This window comes from Lentzea jiangxiensis, assembly GCF_900104175.1.
Taxonomy (GTDB): Bacteria; Actinomycetota; Actinomycetes; order Mycobacteriales; family Pseudonocardiaceae; genus Lentzea; species Lentzea jiangxiensis.
Map to the genome: position 1 here is coordinate 206424 of NZ_FNIX01000003.1, position 22158 is coordinate 228581.

A 22158-nucleotide genomic window follows, 5' to 3' on the forward strand; every position below is an offset into this window, starting at 1 on the left:
AGGTCGAAGTGGGTCAGAGTTCGTTGTCGAGCAGGGAGAACATGTCGTCCAGCGTGGCGGCCTCGATGTCCGTCCCGTCGTCCGAGCCGGGACGGGTCTTGTCCCGCCACAGCGCGACCAGCCGGCGCAGCCTCGTCTCCACGTGCGCCCCGTCGGTGGTCGCCGGGTCGAGCGCGGACAGCGCCGCCTCCAGGTGGGTGATCTCGCTGTCCACACCGGACGCTTCGGCGGCGGCCGCGGGTACCACCTCGGCCTGGAGGAACTCCGCCATGGCGTCCGGGGTCGGGTAGTCGAAGATCAGCGTCGCCGGCAGCCGCAGACCCGTGGCCTCGCCGAGCTGGTTGCGCAGCTCGACCGCGGTCAGCGAGTCGAAGCCCAGGTCGGTGAACGCCCGTTCGGGCTCGATCGTGTCCGGCCCGGCGTGACCGAGCACGGCCGCCGCCTGGCGGCGGACCACGTCGAGCAACGCCTGCCGGGCATCGGCCTGCGACAGCCCGGCCAGGCGCCGCCTCAGTTCCTCCGCCTGTCCCGCGTTCTCGGCCGAGGCCGACCGGCGGGCGCGCTGCGGCCGCACCAGCGTCCGCAGCAGCGGGGGCAGGGAGGCGCTCTCGGCGATCGCACCGAGCCTCGCCACGTCGAGCTTCACCGGCACCGTCGCCGGCGCGGCCATGGACGTGGCCAGGTCGAACAACGCCAGGCCCTCGGCCGCGGTGAGCGCACCGAAACCCTCGCGGGCCATCCGGCCGGCGTCCGTCGCCGCACCCATGCCGTCGGCCCAGAGGCCGTAGGCGAGGGAGGAGGCGGGCAGGCCGAGCGAGCGCCGGTGTTCGGCGAGCGCGTCGAGGAAGGTGTTCGCCGCGGCGTAGTTCGCCTGGCCCGGCGTGCCGAGGACACCCGCGGCCGAGGAGAACAGGACGAACATCGTGAGGTCCCGGCCCAGGGTCAGCTCGTGCAGGTTCCAGGCCGCGTCCACCTTGGGGCGCAGGACCTTCTCCAGCCGGTCCGGCGTCAGCGAGGTGAACAGGCCGTCGTCGAGCACACCGGCCGCGTGGACGACACCGGTCAGCACCGGAATGCTCTCCAGCAGGTCTTCCAGCTGCGACCGGTTGGCCGCGTCGCACGCGACGACGCGGACCTTCGCGCCGAGCCCGGTCAGTTCGCCCGTGAGCTCCGCCGCACCCGGCGCGTCCGCGCCACGCCGGCCCACGAGAACGAGGTCCCGCACGCCGAGCGCGGTCACGAGGTGCCGGGCCACGACGGCGCCGAGGCCACCGGTACCGCCGGTGACGAGAACCGTTCCGCTCGCGTCGAGCACCCGCGGCACGGTCAGCACGACCTTGCCGGCGTGCTCGGCGTGACCGAGGAAGCGGGCCGCCTCGGGAGCCTCGCGGATGTCCCAGGAACGGATCGGCAGGGGGTTGAGCACTCCCGACTCGAACATCGTGACCAGCTCCTCCCACATCGCCGCGATCCGTTCGGTGCCGGCGTCCTCGACGTCGCACACCCGGTGAGTCACATCTGGATACTGCCCTGAGAAATGGCTCGCCGGGCGAAGATCGGCCTTCCCCATTTCCACCATCCGCCCACCGCGCGGCAACAGCCGCATCACCGCGTCGGTGGTGCCGCCGCCGAGCGCGCCGAACACGACGTCGACGCCGCGGCCGTCGGTGGAGCCGAGGAACCGCTCCTCGAAGCCGGGAGTCCGCGAGGAGGCGATGCGGCTGTCGGGCAGACCCGCCGCGCGCAGGACGTCCCACTGGCCTTCGTCGGCCGTGCCGTAGACCTCCGCGCCGAGGTGGCGGGCGATCTGGGTGGCGGCCATGCCGACGTCCCCGGCCGCGCCGTCGATGAGCACCGCCTCCCCCGCGGACAGACCGGCCAGGTCGTTCAGCGCGTACCAGGCGGTCAGGAACGCCCGCGGCACGGAGGCCGCCTGCTCGAACGTCCACCAGTGCGGGACCCTGGTGACGAGCGCGCGCCCGGTGCGGACGACCGGACCGAAACCGTTGTGCACCAGGCACATCACCGCATCGCCGACGTGGAGGTCGGTGACGCCCTCCCCCACCTCCACGACGATGCCCGCGGCCTCGTGGCCGAGCAGACCTCCGTCGCCGACGCTGACGCCGGCGGCACGGACGCCGATCCGGACCTCGTGCGCGGCCAGTGGTGCGGCGGCTTCCGGGAACGGCCGGAACGTGAACCGGTCCGGAGTCTCCTCGCCCGCCGGGTCCAGCAGCCAGGTGCGCTCACCCGGCGGCGGGACCAGTTCCGGCGCGCTGCTCGCCCGGACCAGGCGGCAGGCGTGCACCACGCCGTCGCGCACCGCCAGCTGCGTCTCGTCGCCGAGCCCGGCGAGCGCCAGGTCGACGTCCTGCTCGGAGGCGTCCACCAGCACCAGCCGGCCGGGGTTCTCCGCCTGGGCACTGCGGATCAGGCCCCAGACCGAGGCCGTGACCGGGTTGACCTCATCGCACCCGTTCACCCGCACCGCGTCACGGGTGAGCAGGACGAGCCTGCCGTCCGCGTTGCGCTCGTCGGCCAGCCACGCCTGGACGGTGGCGAGCGTGCTCGCCAGCACGTCGTGCACGGCGCGCGGGACCTCCTGGGAGAGCGGCCGGACCCTGAGCACCGCCACCGGGGGCGCGGTCTGCCCGGCCTCGTCGTGGAAGGCCCAGGCCACCGGGGCACCGCCACCCGCGACCGGGACCCAGTCCGCCCGGAACAGCCAGTCCGAAGTGGACGGACCGGTGTCGAGCTGGTCCGCGGAGACCTCGCGCAGCAGCAGGGATCCGACGGTGAGCACCGGTGCGCCCGCGGTGTCGGTGAGCTCCAGCCGGACCGAGTCGGGACCGGTGGGCGTCACCGTCACGCGCACCGCGGTCGCGTTGGTGGCGTGCAGCGAGACGTCGCGCCACAGGAACGGCAGCCGTGCGGTCGCCTCCCCGTCGAAGCCGAGCAGCCCGATGGGGTGCAGGGCCGCGTCGAGCAGCGCCGGGTGGATGCCGAAGCGGGCCACGTCGCCGTGCGCCGCCTCCGGCAGCACCACGTCGGCGAAGATCTCCTCGTCCCGCAGCCAGGCGGAGGCGAGGCCCTGGAACACCGGGCCGTAGCTCAGGCCGGTGGCCTCCAGGTCGGAGTAGAGGCCTTCCACCTCCAGGACTTCCGCGTCCGCGGGCGGCCAGGCGCCCGCCGCCTCCGGGAGGCGGTTCTCGTCGGGCACGAGCACACCCGCCGCGTGCTGCGTCCACGGTTCCTCGACGGAGGCGTCCGCCGGCCTCGAGTACACCGCGACCTCGCGCCCGCCGTCCTCGGCCGCGGCGCCGACCACGACCTGGACGGCCAGTCCGCCCTGGTCGGGCAGCACCACCGGGGCCGCGAGGGTCAGCTCGGCCACCCTCGGGCAGCCGAGCTCGTCACCCGCCCGGACGACCATCTCGACCAGGGCCGCGCCGGGGACCAGGACCGCGCCGAGCACGGTGTGGTCCAGGAGCCACGGCTGGGCGGCGCGGGACAGCCTGCCGAAGCAGACCAGCCCGTCCCCGTCCGGCGTCGACGTGATGGCGCCGAGCAACGGGTGCTCGGTCGTCGTCAGTCCGAGGCCGGCGGCGTCGCCGGTCGCCGGACCGCTCTCGAGCCAGTAGCGCTCGCGCTGGAAGGCGTAGGTCGGGAGGTCGACGCGCCGGGCACCGGTGCCCGCGAAGAACGCCTCCCAGTCCACGGTGACGCCCGTCGCCACCAACCGGCCGAAGGCGGCTTCCGCGGACTGCCGCTCGGGGCGGTCCTTGCGCAGCAACGGGACGAACACCGCCGCGTCGCTCGCGCAGTCGTGGCCCATCGCGGACAGCACACCGTCCGGACCCAGCTCGACGAACCGGGTGACACCGGCGGCTTCCAGCTCGCGGACGCCGTCGGCGAACCGGACGGTGTCCCGCACGTGCCGCACCCAGTAGTCCGGGTCGGTCAGCTCGGTCGCCAGCCGGCCGGTCACGTTCGACACGACCGGCACCGCGGGCTCGCGGTAGTCCAGCGAGCGCGCGACCTCCGCGAACTCGGCGAGCATCGGGTCCATCAGCACCGAGTGGAAGGCGTGCGAGACCGCCAGTCGCCTGGTGCGGCGTCCCTGTGCGCGGAAGCTCTCCGCCACGGCCAGCGTGGGAGCCTCCACACCGGACAGCACGACGGCGGAGGGACCGTTGACGGCGGCCAGGCCGACCTCGGCGGTGAGGTGCTCGCGCACCTCGTCCTCGGTGGCCTCGACGGCCACCATCGCGCCGCCGGTGGGCAGTGCCTGCATCAGCCGTCCGCGCGCCTCGACCAGCTTCGCCGCGTCCTGCAACGACAACACGCCGGCGACGTGCGCCGCGCTCAGCTCGCCGATGGAGTGGCCGGCCAGGTAGTCGGGCTGCACGCCCCACGACTCGACCAGCCGGTACAGCGCGACCTCGAGGGCGAACAGCGCCGGTTGGGCGTTGCCCGTCTGGTTGAGCACCTCGGCGTCGTCGATGTCCCGGATGCCGGGCAGCAACGCCGCGATCTCGTCGTACGCCTCGGCGAAGACGGGGAACGCCTCGTACAGCTCACGCCCCATGCCCAGGCGCTGGGAACCCTGCCCCGTGAACAGGACGGCGAGCTTGCCCGCGACGGCGCGGTCCACGGTCAGGTTCGCCGCGGGCTGCCCCTCCGCCAGGGCCGCGAGCCCGGCGCGCAGGTCGGCGGGACGTCCCGTCACGACCGCACGCCGCTCGTGCACGGTGCGGCTGGTGACCAAGGAGTACGCGACGTCCACCGGTTCCGCGAGCTCGGCGTTGAGCAGGCGTTCCGCCTGCGCCCGCAGGGCTTTCTCCGTCCGTCCGGAAAGGACGTACGGCAGCAGTGCCGGCGTCTTCACCTCTCGCGCGGTCACCGGGACGTCCGGTCCCTGCTCGAGGATGACGTGGGCGTTGGTGCCGCTGATGCCGAATGCCGACACGGCCGCACGGCGCGGGCGGTCGTGCCGCGCCCACGGCCGGGCCTCGGTCGCCAGCTCGACCTCGCCCCCGGCCCAGTCCACGTGCGGGGACGGCGAGTCGATGTGCAGGCTCGCCGGGATGGTCCCGTGCCGCATCGCCTCGACCATCTTGATGATCCCGGCGACGCCGGCCGCGGCCTGGGTGTGACCGATGTTGGACTTGATCGAGCCGAGCACGAGCGGCACGTCCCGGTCCTGGCCGTAGGTGGCCAGCACCGCCTGCGCCTCGATCGGGTCGCCGAGCGCGGTGCCGGTGCCGTGCGCCTCGACCGCGTCGACGTCCGAAGTGGACAGTCCGGCGGCGGCGAGGGCCTGGCGGATCACGCGCACCTGGGACGGACCGTTCGGCGCGGTCAGGCCGTTGGACGCGCCGTCCTGGTTCACCGCCGAACCGCGGACGACCGCGAGGACGCGGTGACCGTTGCGCCGGGCGTCGGACAACCGCTCCAGGAGCAGGAACCCGGCGCCCTCCGACCAGCCGGTGCCGTCCGCCGCCGCGGCGAACGGCTTGCACCGGCCGTCGGCGGCCAGGCCGCGCTGCCGGGAGAACTCGATGAACGGGTTCGGCGTGGCCATCACCGTCGCGCCACCCGCCAGCGCCAGGTCGCAGTCGCCTGACCGCAGCGACTGCGCCGCGAGGTGCAGCGCCACGAGCGACGACGAGCACGCGGTGTCCACCGAGACCGCGGGACCTTCCAGCCCGAAGGTGTAGGCGACGCGGCCGGACAGGACGCTGTTCGCGCTGCCGGTGCCGAGCAGGCCCTCGAACCCGTCGGGGGTGCTCGTCAGGCGGGAGGCGTAGTCGTTGTACATCACGCCGGCGAACACACCGGTGGAGCTGCCCTTGAGCGCTGCCGGGTCGATCCCGGCGCGTTCGAAGGCTTCCTGGGCCGTCTCCAGCAGCAGGCGCTGCTGCGGGTCGACGGTCATCGCCTCGCGGGGCGAGATGCCGAAGAACTCGGCGTCGAAGTCCGCCGCGTCGAGCAGGAACCCGCCCTCGCGGGTGTAGCTCTTCCCGGTGCGGTCGGGGTCCGGGTCGTACAGGTCCTCGAGGTCCCAGCCCCGGTCGGACGGGAACGGCGTGATCGCGTCGGTGCCCTCGGAGACCAGCCGCCACAGGTCCTCCGGCGAGCGGACGCCACCGGGGTAGCGGCAGCTCATCGCGATGATCGCGACGGGCTCGTCCGACACGGCGGAGCGCGCCGCCGGGACCACCTCGGTGGCCGTCGCGCCGAGGAGCTCGGTGCGGACGTACTCGGCCAGCGCCAGGGGCGTCGGGTAGTCGAAGATCAGCGTCGCGGGCAGCCGCAGGCCGGTCGCCTCGCCGAGCCGGTTGCGCAGCTCGACCGCCGTGAGCGAGTCGAAGCCCAGTTCCGTGAACGCACGTCCCACCTCCACCGCGGCTGTTCCGCTGTGGCCCAGGACCTCGGCGACGCGCGTCCGGACCAGGTCCGTCACGTGCGTGCGCTGCTCGGCGTCGGAGAGCCTGGACAGCGTCTCCAGCAGTGCCGACACCGCCTGGGCGTTGACGGCGCTGCGCAGGCGCGGAACCCGCACCAGACCCCGCAGCACGGCCGGGATCGGCGAGGTGCGGGCGTGGACCTGCAACGTCGGGAGGTCCAGCTTCACCGGTACCGGCACCGCCGTCTGAGCGGCGAGCGCGGCGTCGAACAGCGCCAGACCCTCCTCTTCGGACAGTGCACCGAAGCCGTCCCGGCTCAGCCTGTCCACATCGGACCCGTCGCCCATGCCGTCGGCCCACAGGCCGTAGGCCAGGGACCGGGCGGGCAGGCCTTCGGCGACCCGCAGCTCGGCCAGGGCGTCGAGAATCGCGTTCGCCGCGGCGTAGTTCGCCTGCCCCGGTCCGCCGAGGATGCCGGAGACCGAGGACAGCAGGACGAACTGGCTCAGCGGCCGGTCGCGGGTCAGCTCGTGCAACGCCACCGCCGCTTCGGCCTTCGGGCGCAGCACGGTGTCCACCCGCTCCGGCGTCAGTGCCGTGACCACGCCGTCGTCGAGCACACCGGCGGCGTGCACGACCCCGGTCAGGTCGGGGATGGAGTCCAGCAACGCCTTCAGGGCGTCCCTGTCGGCGACGTCGCACGCCTCGACCACCGCGCCCAGCTCGGCGGCGAGTTCCGCCGCACCGGGTGCTTCCAGGCCGCGGCGGCTCGTCAGGACCAGCTTCGTGACGCCGTGCACCCGCGAGAGGTGCCGGGCGACCGCGGCGCCGATCCCACCCGTGCCGCCGGTGACGAGGACGGTGCCCTCGCCCCACACGGCCGGCTCGGCCGTCCGCGCCCGGACGAGCCGGGGCGCCAGCGCCTCGCCGTCGTGGACGCGGACCTGCGGCTCGCCCGCCGCGAGCGCCGTGCTCACGTCGTCGCCCTCGACGAGGACGAACCGGCCGGGGTTCTCCGACTCCGCGCTGCGGACCAGACCGCGCACGGCCGCACCGGACAGCGACTCGTCGGTCACGACGACCAGGCGGGCGTCGGCGAACCGCTCCTCGGCGAGGAACCCCTGGACCGCCGCCAGCGTGCTGTGCAGGACCTCCCGGGGATCACCCGCCGCGACGTCCAGGACCAGCGCGGCGGGAACGTCGTCACCGACCTGGTCGAACGGCACGTGCCCGCCCGGAGTCCCCTGTGCGGGCACGGGAACCCAGGACAGCTCGTACAGCGGCTCGTCGGTCGTGCGCAGCTGCTCGGCGGAGGCGGCGCGGACGACCAGCGAGCCGATCGTCGCGACGGGGGCGCCGGTGCTGTCGGCGACGAGGACCGAGACCTTGTCGGTGCCGGTCGAGGTGACCCGGACGCGCAACGTGGTCGCACCGGTGGCGTGCAGGGTGACCGCGCCGAACGAGAACGGGAGACGGGTCTCCTCCCCCGCCATGAGCCCGATCGTGTGCAGCGCCGCGTCGAGCAGGGCCGGGTGCAGGCCGAACCGGCCGGCCTGGTCGTGCTCCGCTTCGGGCAGCGCGACCTCGGCCCAGACGTCGTCGCCGGAGCGCCAGGCGGCCTTCAGGCCCTGGAACACCGGTCCGTACACCAGTCCGGCGGCGGCGAGGTCCTCGTACACCCCGTCGAGCTCCACGGCCTCGCCCGCGGGCGGCCAGGCAACCAGGTCGAACGCCGGGGCGGACGTAAGGGGCGACAACGTGCCCGCCGCGTGCTCGGTCCACGATCCGTGCGCACCGCGGGAGTGCACGGACACCGGTCGCCTGCCGGCGCCGTCGGCCGCACCGACGAGCACCTGCACGTCCAGCGATCCGGACGCCGGCAGCAGCAGCGGCGCCTGGACCGTCAGCTCCTCGACCGTGCCGCAGCCGGCCTCGTCGCCGGCGCGCACGACCAGTTCCAGCAGCCCGGTTCCCGGCATGAGCACGCTGCCCAGGGCGGCGTGGTCCGCGAGCCACGGGTGCGTGGCGAGCGAGAGCCGGCCCGTGAGCACCCAGCCGTCACCGTCGGCGAAGGGCACGGCCGCGGCGAGCAGCGGGTGCTCGGCGGGCACGAGACCGACGGCGGAGACGTCCGCGCCCCCACCGGTGGAGGCGAGCCAGAACCGCTGGTGCTGGAAGGCCGAGGTCGGCAGGTCCACGATCCGCGCGCCGCTCCCGGCGAACACCGCGGACCAGTCGACCTGCTCACCCCTGGTGTACGCGGCGGCCAGGCCGGTCAGCGCGGACGTGGCCTCGTCGCGGTCCTTGCGCAGGAACGAGGTGAAGAGGCCGTCGACGCTGTCAGCGCCCATCGCGGACAGCACGCCGTCCGGGCCGACCTCGAGGAACCGCGTGACGCCCTTGTCGTGCAGCGCGGAGACGGTATCGGCGAACCGCACGGTCGCCCGGACGTGCTCGACCCAGTGCTCGGGGTCGGTCAGCCGGTCGGTGGCGAGCTCCCCGGTGACCGTGGAGACGACCGGGATCGACGGTGCCGCATAGGTCAGCGACTCCGCCACCGCGCGGAACTCGTCGAGCATCGGCTCCATGAGCACCGAGTGGAACGCGTGCGAGACGGTGAGCCGCTTGGTGCGGCGGCCGAGCTTCTCGAACTTCTTGGCGACCTTGAGCGTCTGCGACGCCGCGCCGGACAGCACGACGGCGTTCGGGCCGTTGACCGCGGCCAGCGACACCTTGGGGGACAGGTGTTCCCGGACCTCGTCCTCGGTCGCCTGGACGGCGACCATCGCACCACCGCTCGGCAGCGCCTGCATCAGGCGACCGCGTGCGGACACCAGCTTCGCCGCGTCCTCCAGGGACAGAACGCCGGCGACGTGTGCCGCCGCGATCTCACCGATCGAGTGCCCGGCGAGGAAGTCCGGCGTGACACCCCACGACCGGACCAGGCGGAACAACGCCACTTCCAGCGCGAAGATCGCGGGCTGCGCGTTGGCGGTCTGGCCGAGCACGTCCGCGTCGGAGATGTCCCTGATACCCGGAAGGTGGGCGCAGACCTCGTCGTAGGCCTCGGCGAAGACGGGGAACGCCTCGTACAGCCCCGCACCCATGCCCAGCCGCTGGGAACCCTGACCGGTGAACAGCACAGCCGTCCGTCCGGGAAGGACCCTGCCGGTCGTGACCGACGTCGCGGTCTCCCCCGCCGACAGCGCCGTCAGACCGGCGCGCAGCTCCTGCGGGGTCGAGCCGACCACGACGGCCCGGTGGTCGTGCGAGGTGCGCGTGGTGGCCAGCGACAGACCGAGGTCGGCCTGCTGACCGTCGACGGCCAGCAACCGGGCCGCCTGCTCGCGCAGTGCCTCCTCGCTGCGTGCGGAGAGCACCCACGGCACGGCGGGGAGCTCCACGCCCTCGCGCGGCGGCACGGGCTCGTCCGGAGCCTGTTCCAGGATCACGTGCGCGTTGGTGCCGCTGATGCCGAAGGACGACACGGCGGCACGGCGCGGCCGGTCGACCTCGGGCCAGGCGCGCTGCTCGGTGAGCAGGCTGACGTCACCGGACGCCCAGTCGACGTGCGGCGTCGGCTCGTCCAGGTGCAGCGTCGCGGGCAGCACGCCGTGACGCAGCGCCTGCACCATCTTGATGACGCCGGCGACACCGGCCGCGGCCTGGGTGTGGCCGATGTTGGACTTGATCGAGCCGAGGTGCAGCGGCTCCTCGTCGCGCTCCTGGCCGTAGGTGGCCAGCAGCGCCTGGGCCTCGATCGGGTCGCCCAGCGGGGTACCGGTGCCGTGCGCCTCGACGACGTCCACGGTGGACGACTCGATGCCCGCGCTGGCCAGCGCCTGGCGGATCACCCGCTGCTGCGACGGGCCGTTCGGAGCGGTGAGGCCGTTGGACGCACCGTCCTGGTTCACCGCCGAACCCTTGACCACGGCCAGCACGCGGTGCCCGTTGCGCCGGGCGTCGGACAACCGCTCCAGCACCAGCACGCCGACACCTTCGGACCAGCCGGTGCCGTCGGCGTCTCCGGAGAAGGACTTGCACCGGCCGTCGGCGGCGAGACCACGCTGGCGGGAGAAGCCGATGAACGTGTCGGGAGTGGCCATGACGGTGACACCGCCCGCGAGCGCCATCGAGCACTCACCGGTGCGCAGGGCCTGCATCGCCCAGTGCATGGCGACCAGCGAGGACGAGCACGCCGTGTCGACCGTGACGGCGGGACCCTCCAGGCCCAGGGTGTAGGCCACGCGCCCGGACAGCACGCTGCCGGACGTGCCGGTGCCGATGAAGCCCTCGACACCGTCGGGCAGCACGCCGAGGCGCGCGCCGTAGTCGTGGTACATCAACCCGGCGAACACACCGGTCTGCGAGCCCTTGAGACCGCTCGGGTCCACCCGTGCGTGCTCCAGCGCCTCCCACGAGACCTCCAGCAGCAGCCGCTGCTGCGGGTCCATGGCCAGCGCCTCGCGCGGCGAGATCCCGAAGAACTCGGGGTCGAAGTCGCCGGCGTCGTGCAGGAACCCGCCCTCCCGCGTGTAGGTCTTGCCCTGCGCGTCGGGGTCGGGGTGGTAGATGCCGTCGACGTCCCAGCCGCGGTCCTCGGGGAAGCGGGTGACGCCGTCGCGGCCGTTCGTGACCAGGTCCCACAGGTCCTCCGGCGACCCGACGCCACCGGGGTAGCGGCAGGCCATGCCGACGATGGCGATCGGGTCGTCGCCGAGCGCCACGGGGGCGAACGACGGCGTGGCCGGGTCGGCCAGCTCGTCGACGAACTCGGCCTGGACGAACTCGGCCAGCGCCAGGGGCGTGGGGTAGTCGAAGATCAGGGTCGCGGGCAGCCGCAGACCGGTGGCCGCGTCGAGGCGGTTGCGGAGCTCGACCGCGGTGAGCGAGTCGAAGCCCAGGTCGCCGAACGCGCGGTCGGTCTCGACGGCGTCCGGGCTGGTGTGGCCCAGCACGAGCGCGACCTCGGTGCGGATCAGTTCGAGCAGCTGCCGCAGCCGTTCGGCCGGCGGAAGCGCGCCCAGTCGCTGGCGCAGCCCGGCGCCTTCCTCCGTGCGCGCGGTGCGCCGTGGGCGCACCTTGACGAGGCTCCGCAGCACGTGCGGGACCACGCCGGTGGTCTTCGCGCCGTCCCTGACCGCGGCGACGTCCAGCCTCATCGCGACCGGGTTGGCGTCGTCGCCGAGCGCGACCAGGTCGAACAGCGCGAGGCCGTCCTCGGCCGACAGCGCCGCGAACCCGGCGGGCCCGGCTGCCTGGCCGTGGCCCATGCCCTCGTCCCACAGGCCGTAGGCGATCGAGGTCGCCGGCAGGCCCTGCGCGCGGCGGTGAGCGGCCAGCCCGTCGAGGAAGCCGTTCGCCGCGGCGTAGTTGGCCTGGCCCGGCGCGCCGAGCGTGCCCGCGATCGAGGAGAACGTGACGAACAGGTCGAGGCCGTCGGTCAGCTCGTGCAGGTGCCAGGCGGCATCGGCCTTCGGGCGCAGCACGGCTTCCACGCGCTCACGGGTCATCGCGTCGAGCACGCCGTCGTCGAGCACACCGGCCGCGTGCACGACGCCGCGCAACGGCTGGTCGGCGGGCACGAGAGAAAGCGCGGTTTCGAGCTGGCCGCGGTCGGAGACGTCGCACGCGGCGACCGTCACCTCGGCACCGAGCGCGGTCAGCTCCTGCACCAGCGCGGGTGCTCCGGCGCTGTCGCCGCCGGAACGGCTGACCAGCAGCAGGTGGCGGACGCCGTGGTTCTCGACGAGGCGGCGGGCGACCAGCGCGCCCAGGCCTCCGGTACCACCGGTGACCAGGACGGTCCCGTCGAGCGACCAGTCGTCGCGGCCGGTCGCCTTGGCGCGCACCAAGCGGGGAGCCTTGAGCTCGCCGTCGGCGAGCAGGACCTCCGGCTCGCCCGTGCCGACGGCGGCGGCGACGTCACCGTCGCCGTGCACCAGCACGAACCGGTCGGGGTGCTCGGCCTGCGCGCTGCGCACGAGCCCGCTCACCGCGGCGTGCGCGGGAACACCGGGGGTCGTGCGCACGACCAGCTTGGCCTCGCGGTCCTCGGCCAGCCACGACTTCAGCCGGTCCAGGACCTCGACGGTGACGGCGTCGGCCGCACCTTCGGGAACAACGTGGACGAACGCGTCCGCGACGGCCTCTTCGCCGTACGGCAGGACATCGGCACGTGCGTCGGCCTTGACCGGCACCCAGTCCACGGTGAACAGGGCGTCGCGCTCCGCCTGACCGGCCGGGCGCAGCTGCTCCTCGCTGATCTCCCTCAGCGCGAGCCGGTCGACCGAGAGCACCGGAGCGCCGGTGACGTCGGCGACCCGCAGCGACAGCGCGCCCGCTCCCGCCGGGGCGAGCCGGACGCGCAGCGCGGTCGCGCCGGCCGCGTGCAGCGTCAGGCCGGCCCACGAGAACGGCAGCCTCGCCTGGCCGCCGGAGAGCCCGACGGCGTGCAGCGCGGCGTCCAGCAGGGCCGGGTGCAGGCCGAACCGGCTCACGTCGGTGTCGGCGGGCAGCTCGACCTCGGCGAACGTCTCCTCGCCCCGGCGCCAGGCGGCACGCAGGCCGCGGAACACCCCGCCGTAGTCCAGTCCGGCCTCGGTGAGGTTCGGGTAGAAGCCTTCGAGGTCGACCGGTGCGGCGTTCTCCGGCGGCCACACGGTCTGCGGCTCCCCCGGCTCGTCGTCGCCGCGGACCAGCGTGCCGGTGGCGTGCAGGGTCCAGTCGTCGTCGGCGCCCTCGGGTCGCGAGTGGACGGTGACCGTGCGCCGACCGTCCTCTTCGGACTCGGAGAGGGTCACCCGCAGCTGCAGGGCCGCGCCGCCGAGCACCAGGGGCGTCTGGAGGACGAGCTCCTCCACCGTGTCGCAGCCGACCTCGTCGCCCGCGCGGACGGCCAGTTCGGCGAACGCGGTGCCGGGCAGCAGGACCGTGCCCATCACCCGGTGCCCGGCCAGCCACGGCTGCGCGTCCAGCGACAGCCGGCCCGTCAGCACGAGTCCCCCGCTGTCGGGGAGCGTGACCGTGGCGCCGAGCAGCGGGTGGTCCAGCGCGCCGAGACCCAGGCTCGGGGCGTCACCGGGGGTGGGCGTGGAGTGCAGCCAGAACCGCTGCTGCCGGAAGGGGTAGGTCGGCAGGTCGACGACCGTCGCGCCGCTGCCGGCGAAGTACTCCTGCCAGCCGACCTCGACGCCGTGGCTGTGCAGCGCGCCGAGCGCGGCCACCAGCGACGTCGCTTCGTCGCGGTCCTTGCGCAGGGACGGGACGAAGACGGCGTCCGCGGTGTCCTGCCCGAGCCCGGACAGGACGGCGTCGGGACCGATCTCCAGGAAACGGGTGACGTCCAGGCCCGCCAGCGCCGTCAGGCCGTCGGCGAACCGCACCGGCTTGCGGACGTGCTCGACCCAGTACTCCGGCGACGTCACCACACCGGGCTCGACCAGCGCGCCCGTCACGGTGGACACGATCGGGACCGCCGGTTCGCGGTATTCGATCGACTCCGCCACCGCGCGGAACTCGGCGAGCATCGGCTCCATCAGCACGGAGTGGAACGCGTGCGACACGGTCAACTGCTTGGTGCGGCGGCCGAGCTCCTGGAACTTCGCGGCGACCATGAGCACCGGTGCAGCGACACCCGAGAGCACCACGGCGTTCGGCCCGTTGACCGCGGCCAGGGACACCTCGTCGGACAGGTGTTCCCGGACCTCGTCCTCGGTCGCCTGGACGGCGACCATCGCGCCACCGGCGGGCAGCGCCTGCATCAGACGGCCTCGTGCGGACACGAGCTTGGCCGCGTCTTCGAGCGACATGACGCCGGCGACGTGCGCCGCCGCGATCTCACCGATCGAGTGCCCGGCGAGGAAGTCCGGCGTGACACCCCACGACCGGACCAGGCGGAACAGCGCCACTTCCAGCGCGAAGATTGCGGGCTGCGCGTTGGCGGTCTGGCCGAGCACGTCCGCGTCGGAGATGTCCCTGATACCCGGAAGGTGGGCACAGACCTCGTCATACGCCTCGGCGAAGGCCGGGAACGCCTCGTACAACCCCGCGCCCATGCCCAGCCGCTGGGAACCCTGGCCGGTGAACAGGAACGCGAGCCTGCCGGGAGCGGCCAGACCGGTGACGACGCCGGGAGCCTGGCCGGTGGCGGCGAACGCCGACAGCCCGGCGAGCACGCTCTCGTGGTCGGCGCCCACGACGACGGCACGTCGTTCGTGCGCCTGGCGGGACGTGACCAGCGAGTAGGCGACGTCCAGGAGCGATCGCGGGTCCGCGGCGGCGGCGAGCCGACCGGCCTGCTCCCGCAAGGCGTCCTCGGAACGGGCGGACAGCACCAGCGGCACGACCGCGGGCGGGGTGGTCTCCGCCTCCTCGGCGGCCGGTGCCGGGACGTGCTCGAGCACGACGTGCGCGTTGGTGCCGCTGAAGCCGAACGACGACACGCTCGCCCGGCGCGGCGCACCGGTCCGCGGCCACTCGACCTGCTCGGTGAGCAGCCGGATCGCGCCCCTGTCCCAGTCGACCTGGCTGGACGGCTCGTCGATGTGCAGGGTGCGCGGCAGCACGCCCCTGCGCATCGCCTCGACCATCTTGATGACACCGGCGATGCCCGCCGCCGCCTGCGTGTGGCCGATGTTCGACTTCACCGACCCGAGCCACAGCGGTTCCCGCCGGTCCTGGCCGTAGGTGTTGAGCAGCGCCTGCGCCTCGATCGGGTCGCCGAGCCGGGTGCCGGTGCCGTGCGCCTCCACCGCATCGACGTCCGAAGTGGACAGACCGGCGTTCGCGAGCGCCTGCCGGATCACCCGCTGCTGCGACGGACCGTTCGGCGCGGTCAGACCGCTGGACGCGCCGTCCTGGTTCACCGCCGAGCCCTTGAGCAGGGCCAGCACCGGGTGGCCGTTGCGCCGCGCGTCCGACAGGCGCTCCAGCAGCACCATGCCGACGCCCTCGCCCCAGCTGACGCCGTCGGCGCCGTCGGCGAAGGCCTTGCAGCGGCCGTCGAGCGCCATGGCCTGCTGCTTGCTGAAGTCGATGAACGGGCCGGGCGTGGACATGATGGTCACACCGCCCGCGAGGGCCAGCTCGCACTCGCCCGAGCGCAGCGAGTGGGCGGCCATGTGCAGCGCCACCAACGACGACGAGCAGGCGGTGTCGACGGACACGGCCGGCCCCTCGAACCCGAAGGTGTAGGCGATCCGCCCGGACATCATCGAGCCGGAGGTCCCGGTGCCGAGGAACCCCTCGACGTCGTCGGGGATCGTCTTCAGCTGCGAGGCGTAGTCGTGGTAGATGGCGCCCGCGAACACACCGGTCGCGCTGCCGCGCAGGTCCGCGGGCTTCAGCCCGGCCCGCTCGAAGGCCTCCCAGGAGACCTCCAGCAGCACCCGCTGCTGCGGGTCCATCGCCAGCGCCTCGCGCGGCGAGATGCGGAAGAACTCCGGGTCGAAGTCACCGGCGTTCTCCAGGAACCCGCCGACCCTCGTGTTCGAGACGCCCTGCTTGCCCGGCGTGGTGTCGAACAGCGCCGCCAGGTCCCAGCCGCGGTCGTCCGGGAACGGGGAGATGCCCTCGCGGCCCTCGGCCAGCAGCGACCAGAGGTCCTCCGGCGAACGCACCCCGCCGGGGAAGCGGCAGCTCATGGCGACGATCGCGATGGGGTCGTCGGAGGCGGCGACCTGCGCCCGCACCTGCGCAGTGCCCGCCACCCCCAGCTCGCCCAGCAGCTCGGCGCGCAGGAAGCTCGCCAGCGCGACGGGCGTCGGGTGGTCGAAGGTCACGGTCGACGGCAGGCGCAGGCCGGTCGCCGAGCTCAGGCGGTTGCGCAGCTCGACGGAGGTCAGGGAGTCGAAGCCGAGGTCCAGGAACCCGCGGCCGGGCTCGATGCCGCCCGGCGTCACGTGGCCGAGCACCAGCCCGACCTCGGTGCGGACCAGGTCCAGCAGCTCGTGGTCCTGCTCGGCCTCGGTGAGCGAGGCGAGGCGGCGCGCGAGCGAGGAACCCCGCCCGGTGCCGGACTGCGCGACGCGCCTGCGCGGCGTGCTCACGAGGCCGCCGAGCACGGCCGGCAGCGAGGTGCTCCGCGCGGAGGCGCGGAGCGCGGGCAGGTCCAGCTTGACCGGGACGGCCACGGGCGCGCCGGCCGCGATCGCGGCGTCGAACAGCGCCAGTCCCTCCGGCACGGTGAGCGCGGGGGTGCCGCCGTTGCGCAACCGGGCGAGCTCGGCCTCTCCGAGCGCCTCCCCCATGCCGGCGGCCCACAGGCCCCACGCCATCGACTGGCCGGGCAGGCCCAGGGCCCGCCGGTGCTCGGCGAGCGCGTCGAGGTAGGCGTTCGCGGCCGCGTAGCTGCCCTGACCCGGCGCGCCGAGCACGCCGGCGGCCGAGGAGAAGGTGACGAAGAAGGCCAGGTCCTGACCCGCGGTCAGCTCGTGCAGGTACCGGGCGGCGTCGGCCTTCGGCCCCAGCACGCCCGCCACCCGCCGCGGGGTCAGCGAGTCGATGGTGCCGTCGTCGAGCACGCCCGCCGCGTGCACCACACCGGTGAGCTCGACGCCGTCGAGCAGTGCGGTCAGCGCGTCGCGGTCCGCGACGTCGCAGGCCACGGCCGACACCTCGGCGCCCAGCGCGGTGAGCTCCTCGACCAGCGCCGCCGCACCGGGGGCGTCGAGCCCGCGGCGGCTGGTCAGCAGCAGCTTGCGCACACCGTGGGTGGCGACCAGGTGCTTGGCCACGACGGCGCCCAGGCCTCCGGTGCCGCCGGTCACCAGCACCGTCCCGCCCGGCTCGGCCGCCCGCGGCATCGACAGCGCGACCTTGCCGATGTGCTTGGCCTGGCTCAGGAAGCGGAACGCCGCGCGAGCCTGGCGCACGTCCCACACCTTCACCGGGAGGGGTTCGAGCACCCCCTGGTCGAACAGCTCGACCAAGGCGGTCCACATCTGCGCGGTGCGCTCGGGCCCCGCCTCGCTCAGGTCGAACGCCTGGTAGCGCACGTCCGGGTGGTGGACGGCCACGTCGTCGCGGACGTCGGCCTTGCCCATCTCGAGGAAGCGGCCGCCCGGCGCCATCGTCCGCAGCGAGGCGTCCACGAAGTCGCCCGCCAGCGCGTTGAGCACGACGTCGACGCGGCCGAAGCTCTGTTCGAAGTCGAGCGTGCGGGACGAGGCGATGCGCTCGTCGGCGATGCCCGCCTCGCGCAGCACGTGCTGCTTGCTCTCGCTCGCGGTGCCGTAGACCACGGCGCCGAGGTGGTGCGCCAGCTGCGTCGCGGCCATGCCCACACCGCCGGCGGCGGAGTGGATCAGGATCGACTCCCCCGCCTTCAGCTCGCCGAGGTCGCACAACGCGTAGTAGGCGGTGAGGAACACCAGCGGCACGGTCGCGGCCTGTTCGAACGTCCACGCCGCGGGCTTGCGGGTGATCATCTGGCGCTCGACCACCGCCGCCGGCCCACCACCACCGGCGACCAGGCCCATCACCTCGTCGCCGGGCGCGAGGTCGGTCACGGACGCGCCGACCTCGGTCACGACGCCGGCGAACTCGCTGACGAGCAGTCCTGCCTCGCCGCGGTACATGCCCAGGACGTTCAGCACGTCCCGGAAGTTCAGGCCCGCCGCGCGCACGGCGACGCGGACCTCGGTCGGTGCGAGCGGCTGCGCCGCCACCGGCTCCAGCACCAGGTGGTCGACGGTGCCCTTGCCGGACATGCCGAGCCGCCAGCCGCCCGCGGGCGGGACCAGGCGGCCGGTGCTCTCCGCGGCGACCAGGCGCGGCACCAGCAGCTCACCGTCGCGCACGGCCAGTTGCGGCTCGTCGGACGCGAGCACGGCGCCGGTGATCTCGGCGGCGTCCACCAGCGCGAAGCGGTCGGGGTGCTCGGACTGCGCGGAGCGCACCAGGCCCCAGACCGCGGCCACGGCCGGGTCGACGGCCGGGTCGTCCGGTCCCGCCGAGACGGCGCCCACGGTCTGCACGAGGAGCTTCGCGTTCTCGAACCGCTCGTCGGCCAACCACTGCTGCAGCACACCGAGCGTGGCGGAGACCGCGTCGTGCACGTCCTCGCCACCGGCGCGGTGCACGACGACCGGGGGGACCTCCTCGCCCAGGTCGTCCCACCACACCCAGCCGGGCGCGTCACCGGAAGTGGCGGTGACCGGGTTCCAAGCGAGCTCGTAGAGCCCGTTCTGCTCGGCGGAAGTGCGGATCTGCTCGGCCGACACCGGCCGCACGGCCAGCGAACCGACCGTGGCGATCGGCGCGCCCTCACCGTCGGCGACCCTCAGGGTGACCGCGTCGGTGCCCGCCGGGGACAGCCTCACCCGCAGGTCGGCGGCGCCGGAGGCGTGCAGGGTGACGTCCGACCAGGCGAACGGCAGCCGGGCCTGGCCGCCCTCGTCGGCGGCCAGGGCGTGCAGGGCGGCGTCGAGCAGTGCCGGGTGCAGGCCGAACCGGCCCGCCTGGTCGCGCGCCCGGTCGGGCAGCGCGACCTCGGCGAACGTGTCCTCGCCGCGCCTCCACACCGCGCGCAGGCCCTGGAACGTCTCGCCGTAGTCCAGTCCCAGTGCGGCGAGCTCCTGGTAGTGCCCGTCGAGTCCGACCGCCTCCGCACCGGCCGGCGGCCACTCGGCGAGGTCCCAGTCGGTGCTCGGACTCGCGGCGACCAGCGAACCGGAGGCGTGCAGCGTCCACGCGCCGTCGACCGCGGCGCCGCTGGGGCGCGAGTGCAGGGTCAGCGGGCGACGGCCCGCCTCGTCCGCGGCGCCGACCCACAGCTGCACGTGCACGCCCGCGTTCTCGGGCAGCACCAGCGGGGCCTGGAGGGTGAGCTCCTCGATGGAGGTGAGGCCGGTCTCGTCGGCCGCGCGCACGGCCAGTTCGACCAGCGCCGTGCCTGGCACGACCACCGCGCCCATGACGACGTGGTCGGCGAGCCACGGGTGGGTCCTGGTGGACAGGATGCCGGTGAACAGGAACCCGTCGGCGTCGGCGACCGAGACGGCGGCACCGAGCAGCGGGTGGTCGAGCGAGCTCAGGCCGAGCCCGGACGCGTCGCCCGCGGGCGCGGTGACGGGCAGCCAGTAGCGGTCGCGCTGGAACGGGTAGGTGGGCAGGTCGACCACGCGGGCACCGGAGAAGTACGCGGCCCAGTCGACCCGGCCGCCGTGGACGTGCAGCTGCGCGAGACCGGACAGGATCGTCGCGACCTCGTCGCGGTCGCGGCGCAGCGCGGGGACGAACCGGCCGTCCGCGCAGTCCTGGCCGGCGGCGGAGAGCACGCCGTCCGGACCGAGTTCCAGGTACCGCGTGACACCGGCCGCCGCCAGGGTCGCGACGCCGTCGGCGAACCGGACGGCCTCGCGGACGTGCCGGACCCAGTAGCCGGGGTCGCAGATCTCCTCGGTGCGGGCGAGCTGACCGGTGACGTTGGAGACCAGGGCGATCTTCGGCGTCCGGTAGGTCACCCCGCGCGCGACCTCGGCGAACTCGTCGAGCATGGCGTCCATCAGCGAGGAGTGGAACGCGTGCGAGACCGCGAGGGCCTTGGTCTTGCGGCCGGAGGCGGCGAAGCCAGCGGTCACCTCGGCGACGGCGTCCGCGTCCCCGGAGATCACGACCGACCGGGGACCGTTGATCGCGGCGATGTCGACGCCGTCGCGCAGCGCGGCCCTGACCTCGTCCTCGTCGGCCTGGACCGCGGTCATGGCCCCGCCGGTGGGCAGCGCCTGCATGAGCCTGCCGCGCGCTTCGACGAGCTTGGCCGCGTCCGGAAGCGACCAGACGCCGGCGACGTGCGCCGCGGCCAGCTCGCCGACCGAGTGGCCGATCAGGAAGTCCGGCTTCACGCCCCACGACTCGACCAGCCGGTACAGCGCGACCTCGAGGGCGAACAGCGCGGGCTGCGCGTTGCCCGTCTGGTTGAGCACCTCGGCGTCGTCGATCTCCCGGATGCCGGGCAGCAACGCCGCGATCTCGTCGTACGCCTCGGCGAAGACCGGGAACGCCTCGTACAGCTCACGACCCATGCCCAGCCGCTGGGAACCCTGCCCCGTGAACATGACGGCGAGCTGGCCGCCCACGGCCTCGCCGGTGGTGACGCCGGGGGCGCCGGCCCCCTGGGCGACGGCGCGCAGGCCCGCGCGCAGCGAGTCGAGGTCGGTGCCGGTGACGACCGCGCGGCGCTGACCGGTCGCCCGCGTCGCGGCCAGCGAGTAGCCGATGTCGGCCGGGTCCTCGTCGACCTGCAGCAGCGCCTCGGCCTGGGCGCGCAGAGCGGCGTCGGTCCTGCCGGAGAGCACCCACGGGATCAGCGCGGGCGCGGGCCCGCGGTCGGGCAGCTCCGCCGGCTCCGGTGCCTGCTCGAGGATGACGTGGGCGTTGGTGCCGCTGATGCCGAACGACGACACACCCGCGCGGCGGACGCGGTCGGCCGGCCAGGTGCGGTTCTCGGTGAGCAGCGAGATCGAGCCGGACGACCAGTCGACCTGCGGGGTGGGGGCGTCGATGTGCAGGCTCGCGGGCAGCACGCCGTTGCGCAGCGCGAGGATCATCTTGATCACGCTCGCGACGCCGGCGGCGGCCTGCGTGTGACCGATGTTCGACTTGACCGAGCCGAGGTGCAGGGGGCGGCCCGCCTCCCGGTTGCGGCCGTAGGTTGCCTGCAGCGCCTGGACCTCGATGGGGTCGCCGAGGGTGGTGCCGGTGCCGTGCGCCTCGACGGCGTCGACGTCCTTCGCGGTCAGGCGGGCGTCGGTGAGGGCGGCGCGGATGACGCGCTGCTGCGACGGGCCGTTGGGCGCGGTGAGGCCGTTGGACGCGCCGTCGGAGTTGACCGCCGTGCCGCGGATGACGGCGAGGACCCGGTGGCCGTTGCGCTGGGCGTCGAACAGCCGCTCGAGCACGACCACACCCGCGCCCTCGCCCCAGCCGGTGCCGTCGGAAGCGGCGGCGAAGGCCTTGACCAGACCATCGCGGGACAGCCCGCGCTGGCGGGAGAACTCGACGAAGGCGCCGGGGTCCGACATCACCGTGGCGCCACCGGACAGCGCCAGGTCGGACTCGCCCGCGCGCAGCGAGCGGACCGCGAGGTGCAGGGTCACCAGCGACGCCGAGCACGCCGTGTCGACGGTGACCGACGGGCCCTCGATCCCCAGCACGTAGGAGATCCGGCCGGACAGGACGCTGCCCGCGGTGCCGGTGCCCAGGTAGCCCTCGACGCCTTCGACGCCCCTGGGGATGTCGCGCGCGTAGTCCACGCCGTTCGTGCCCATGAACACGCCGGCGCGGCTGCCCTTGAGCGAGGTGGGGTCGATCCCCGCCCGCTCCAGCGCCTCCCACGAGGTTTCCAGCAGCAGGCGCTGCTGCGGGTCCATCGACACGGCCTCGCGTGGGGAGACGCCGAAGAACTCCGGGTCGAACTCGTCGGCGTCGTGCACGAAGCCGCCGAGCCGCACGTAGCTCGTGCCCAGGTGGTCGGGGTCGGGGTCGAACAGCGCGTCGACGTCCCAGCCCCGGTTCACCGGGAACTCGGTGACCCCGTGCCGGCCGGTGACCAGCAGGTCCCAGAACTGCTCGGGTGTGCGCACGCCGCCGGGGAACCGGCAGCCCATTCCCACGACGGCGATCGGCTCGGCGTCCCGGTCCTCGACCTCGGCCAGCCGGTTTCGGGTGCGCTGCAGCTCACCGGTGACCCGGGTCAGGTAGTCGCGCAGCTTGGCGTTCTCATCCACGGTTGCCCCACTCATTG

General features: G+C 74.0%; 1 protein-coding gene. It reads right to left on the reverse strand.

Annotated elements, in window-relative coordinates; translation table 11 throughout:
- Positions 1-13 precede the first annotated feature (13 nt).
- Positions 14-22141, reverse strand: a complete 22128-nt coding sequence (locus BLQ91_RS12060) for a type I polyketide synthase (RefSeq protein WP_176959700.1) — start codon at positions 22139-22141, stop codon at positions 14-16.
- Positions 22142-22158 lie beyond the last annotated feature (17 nt).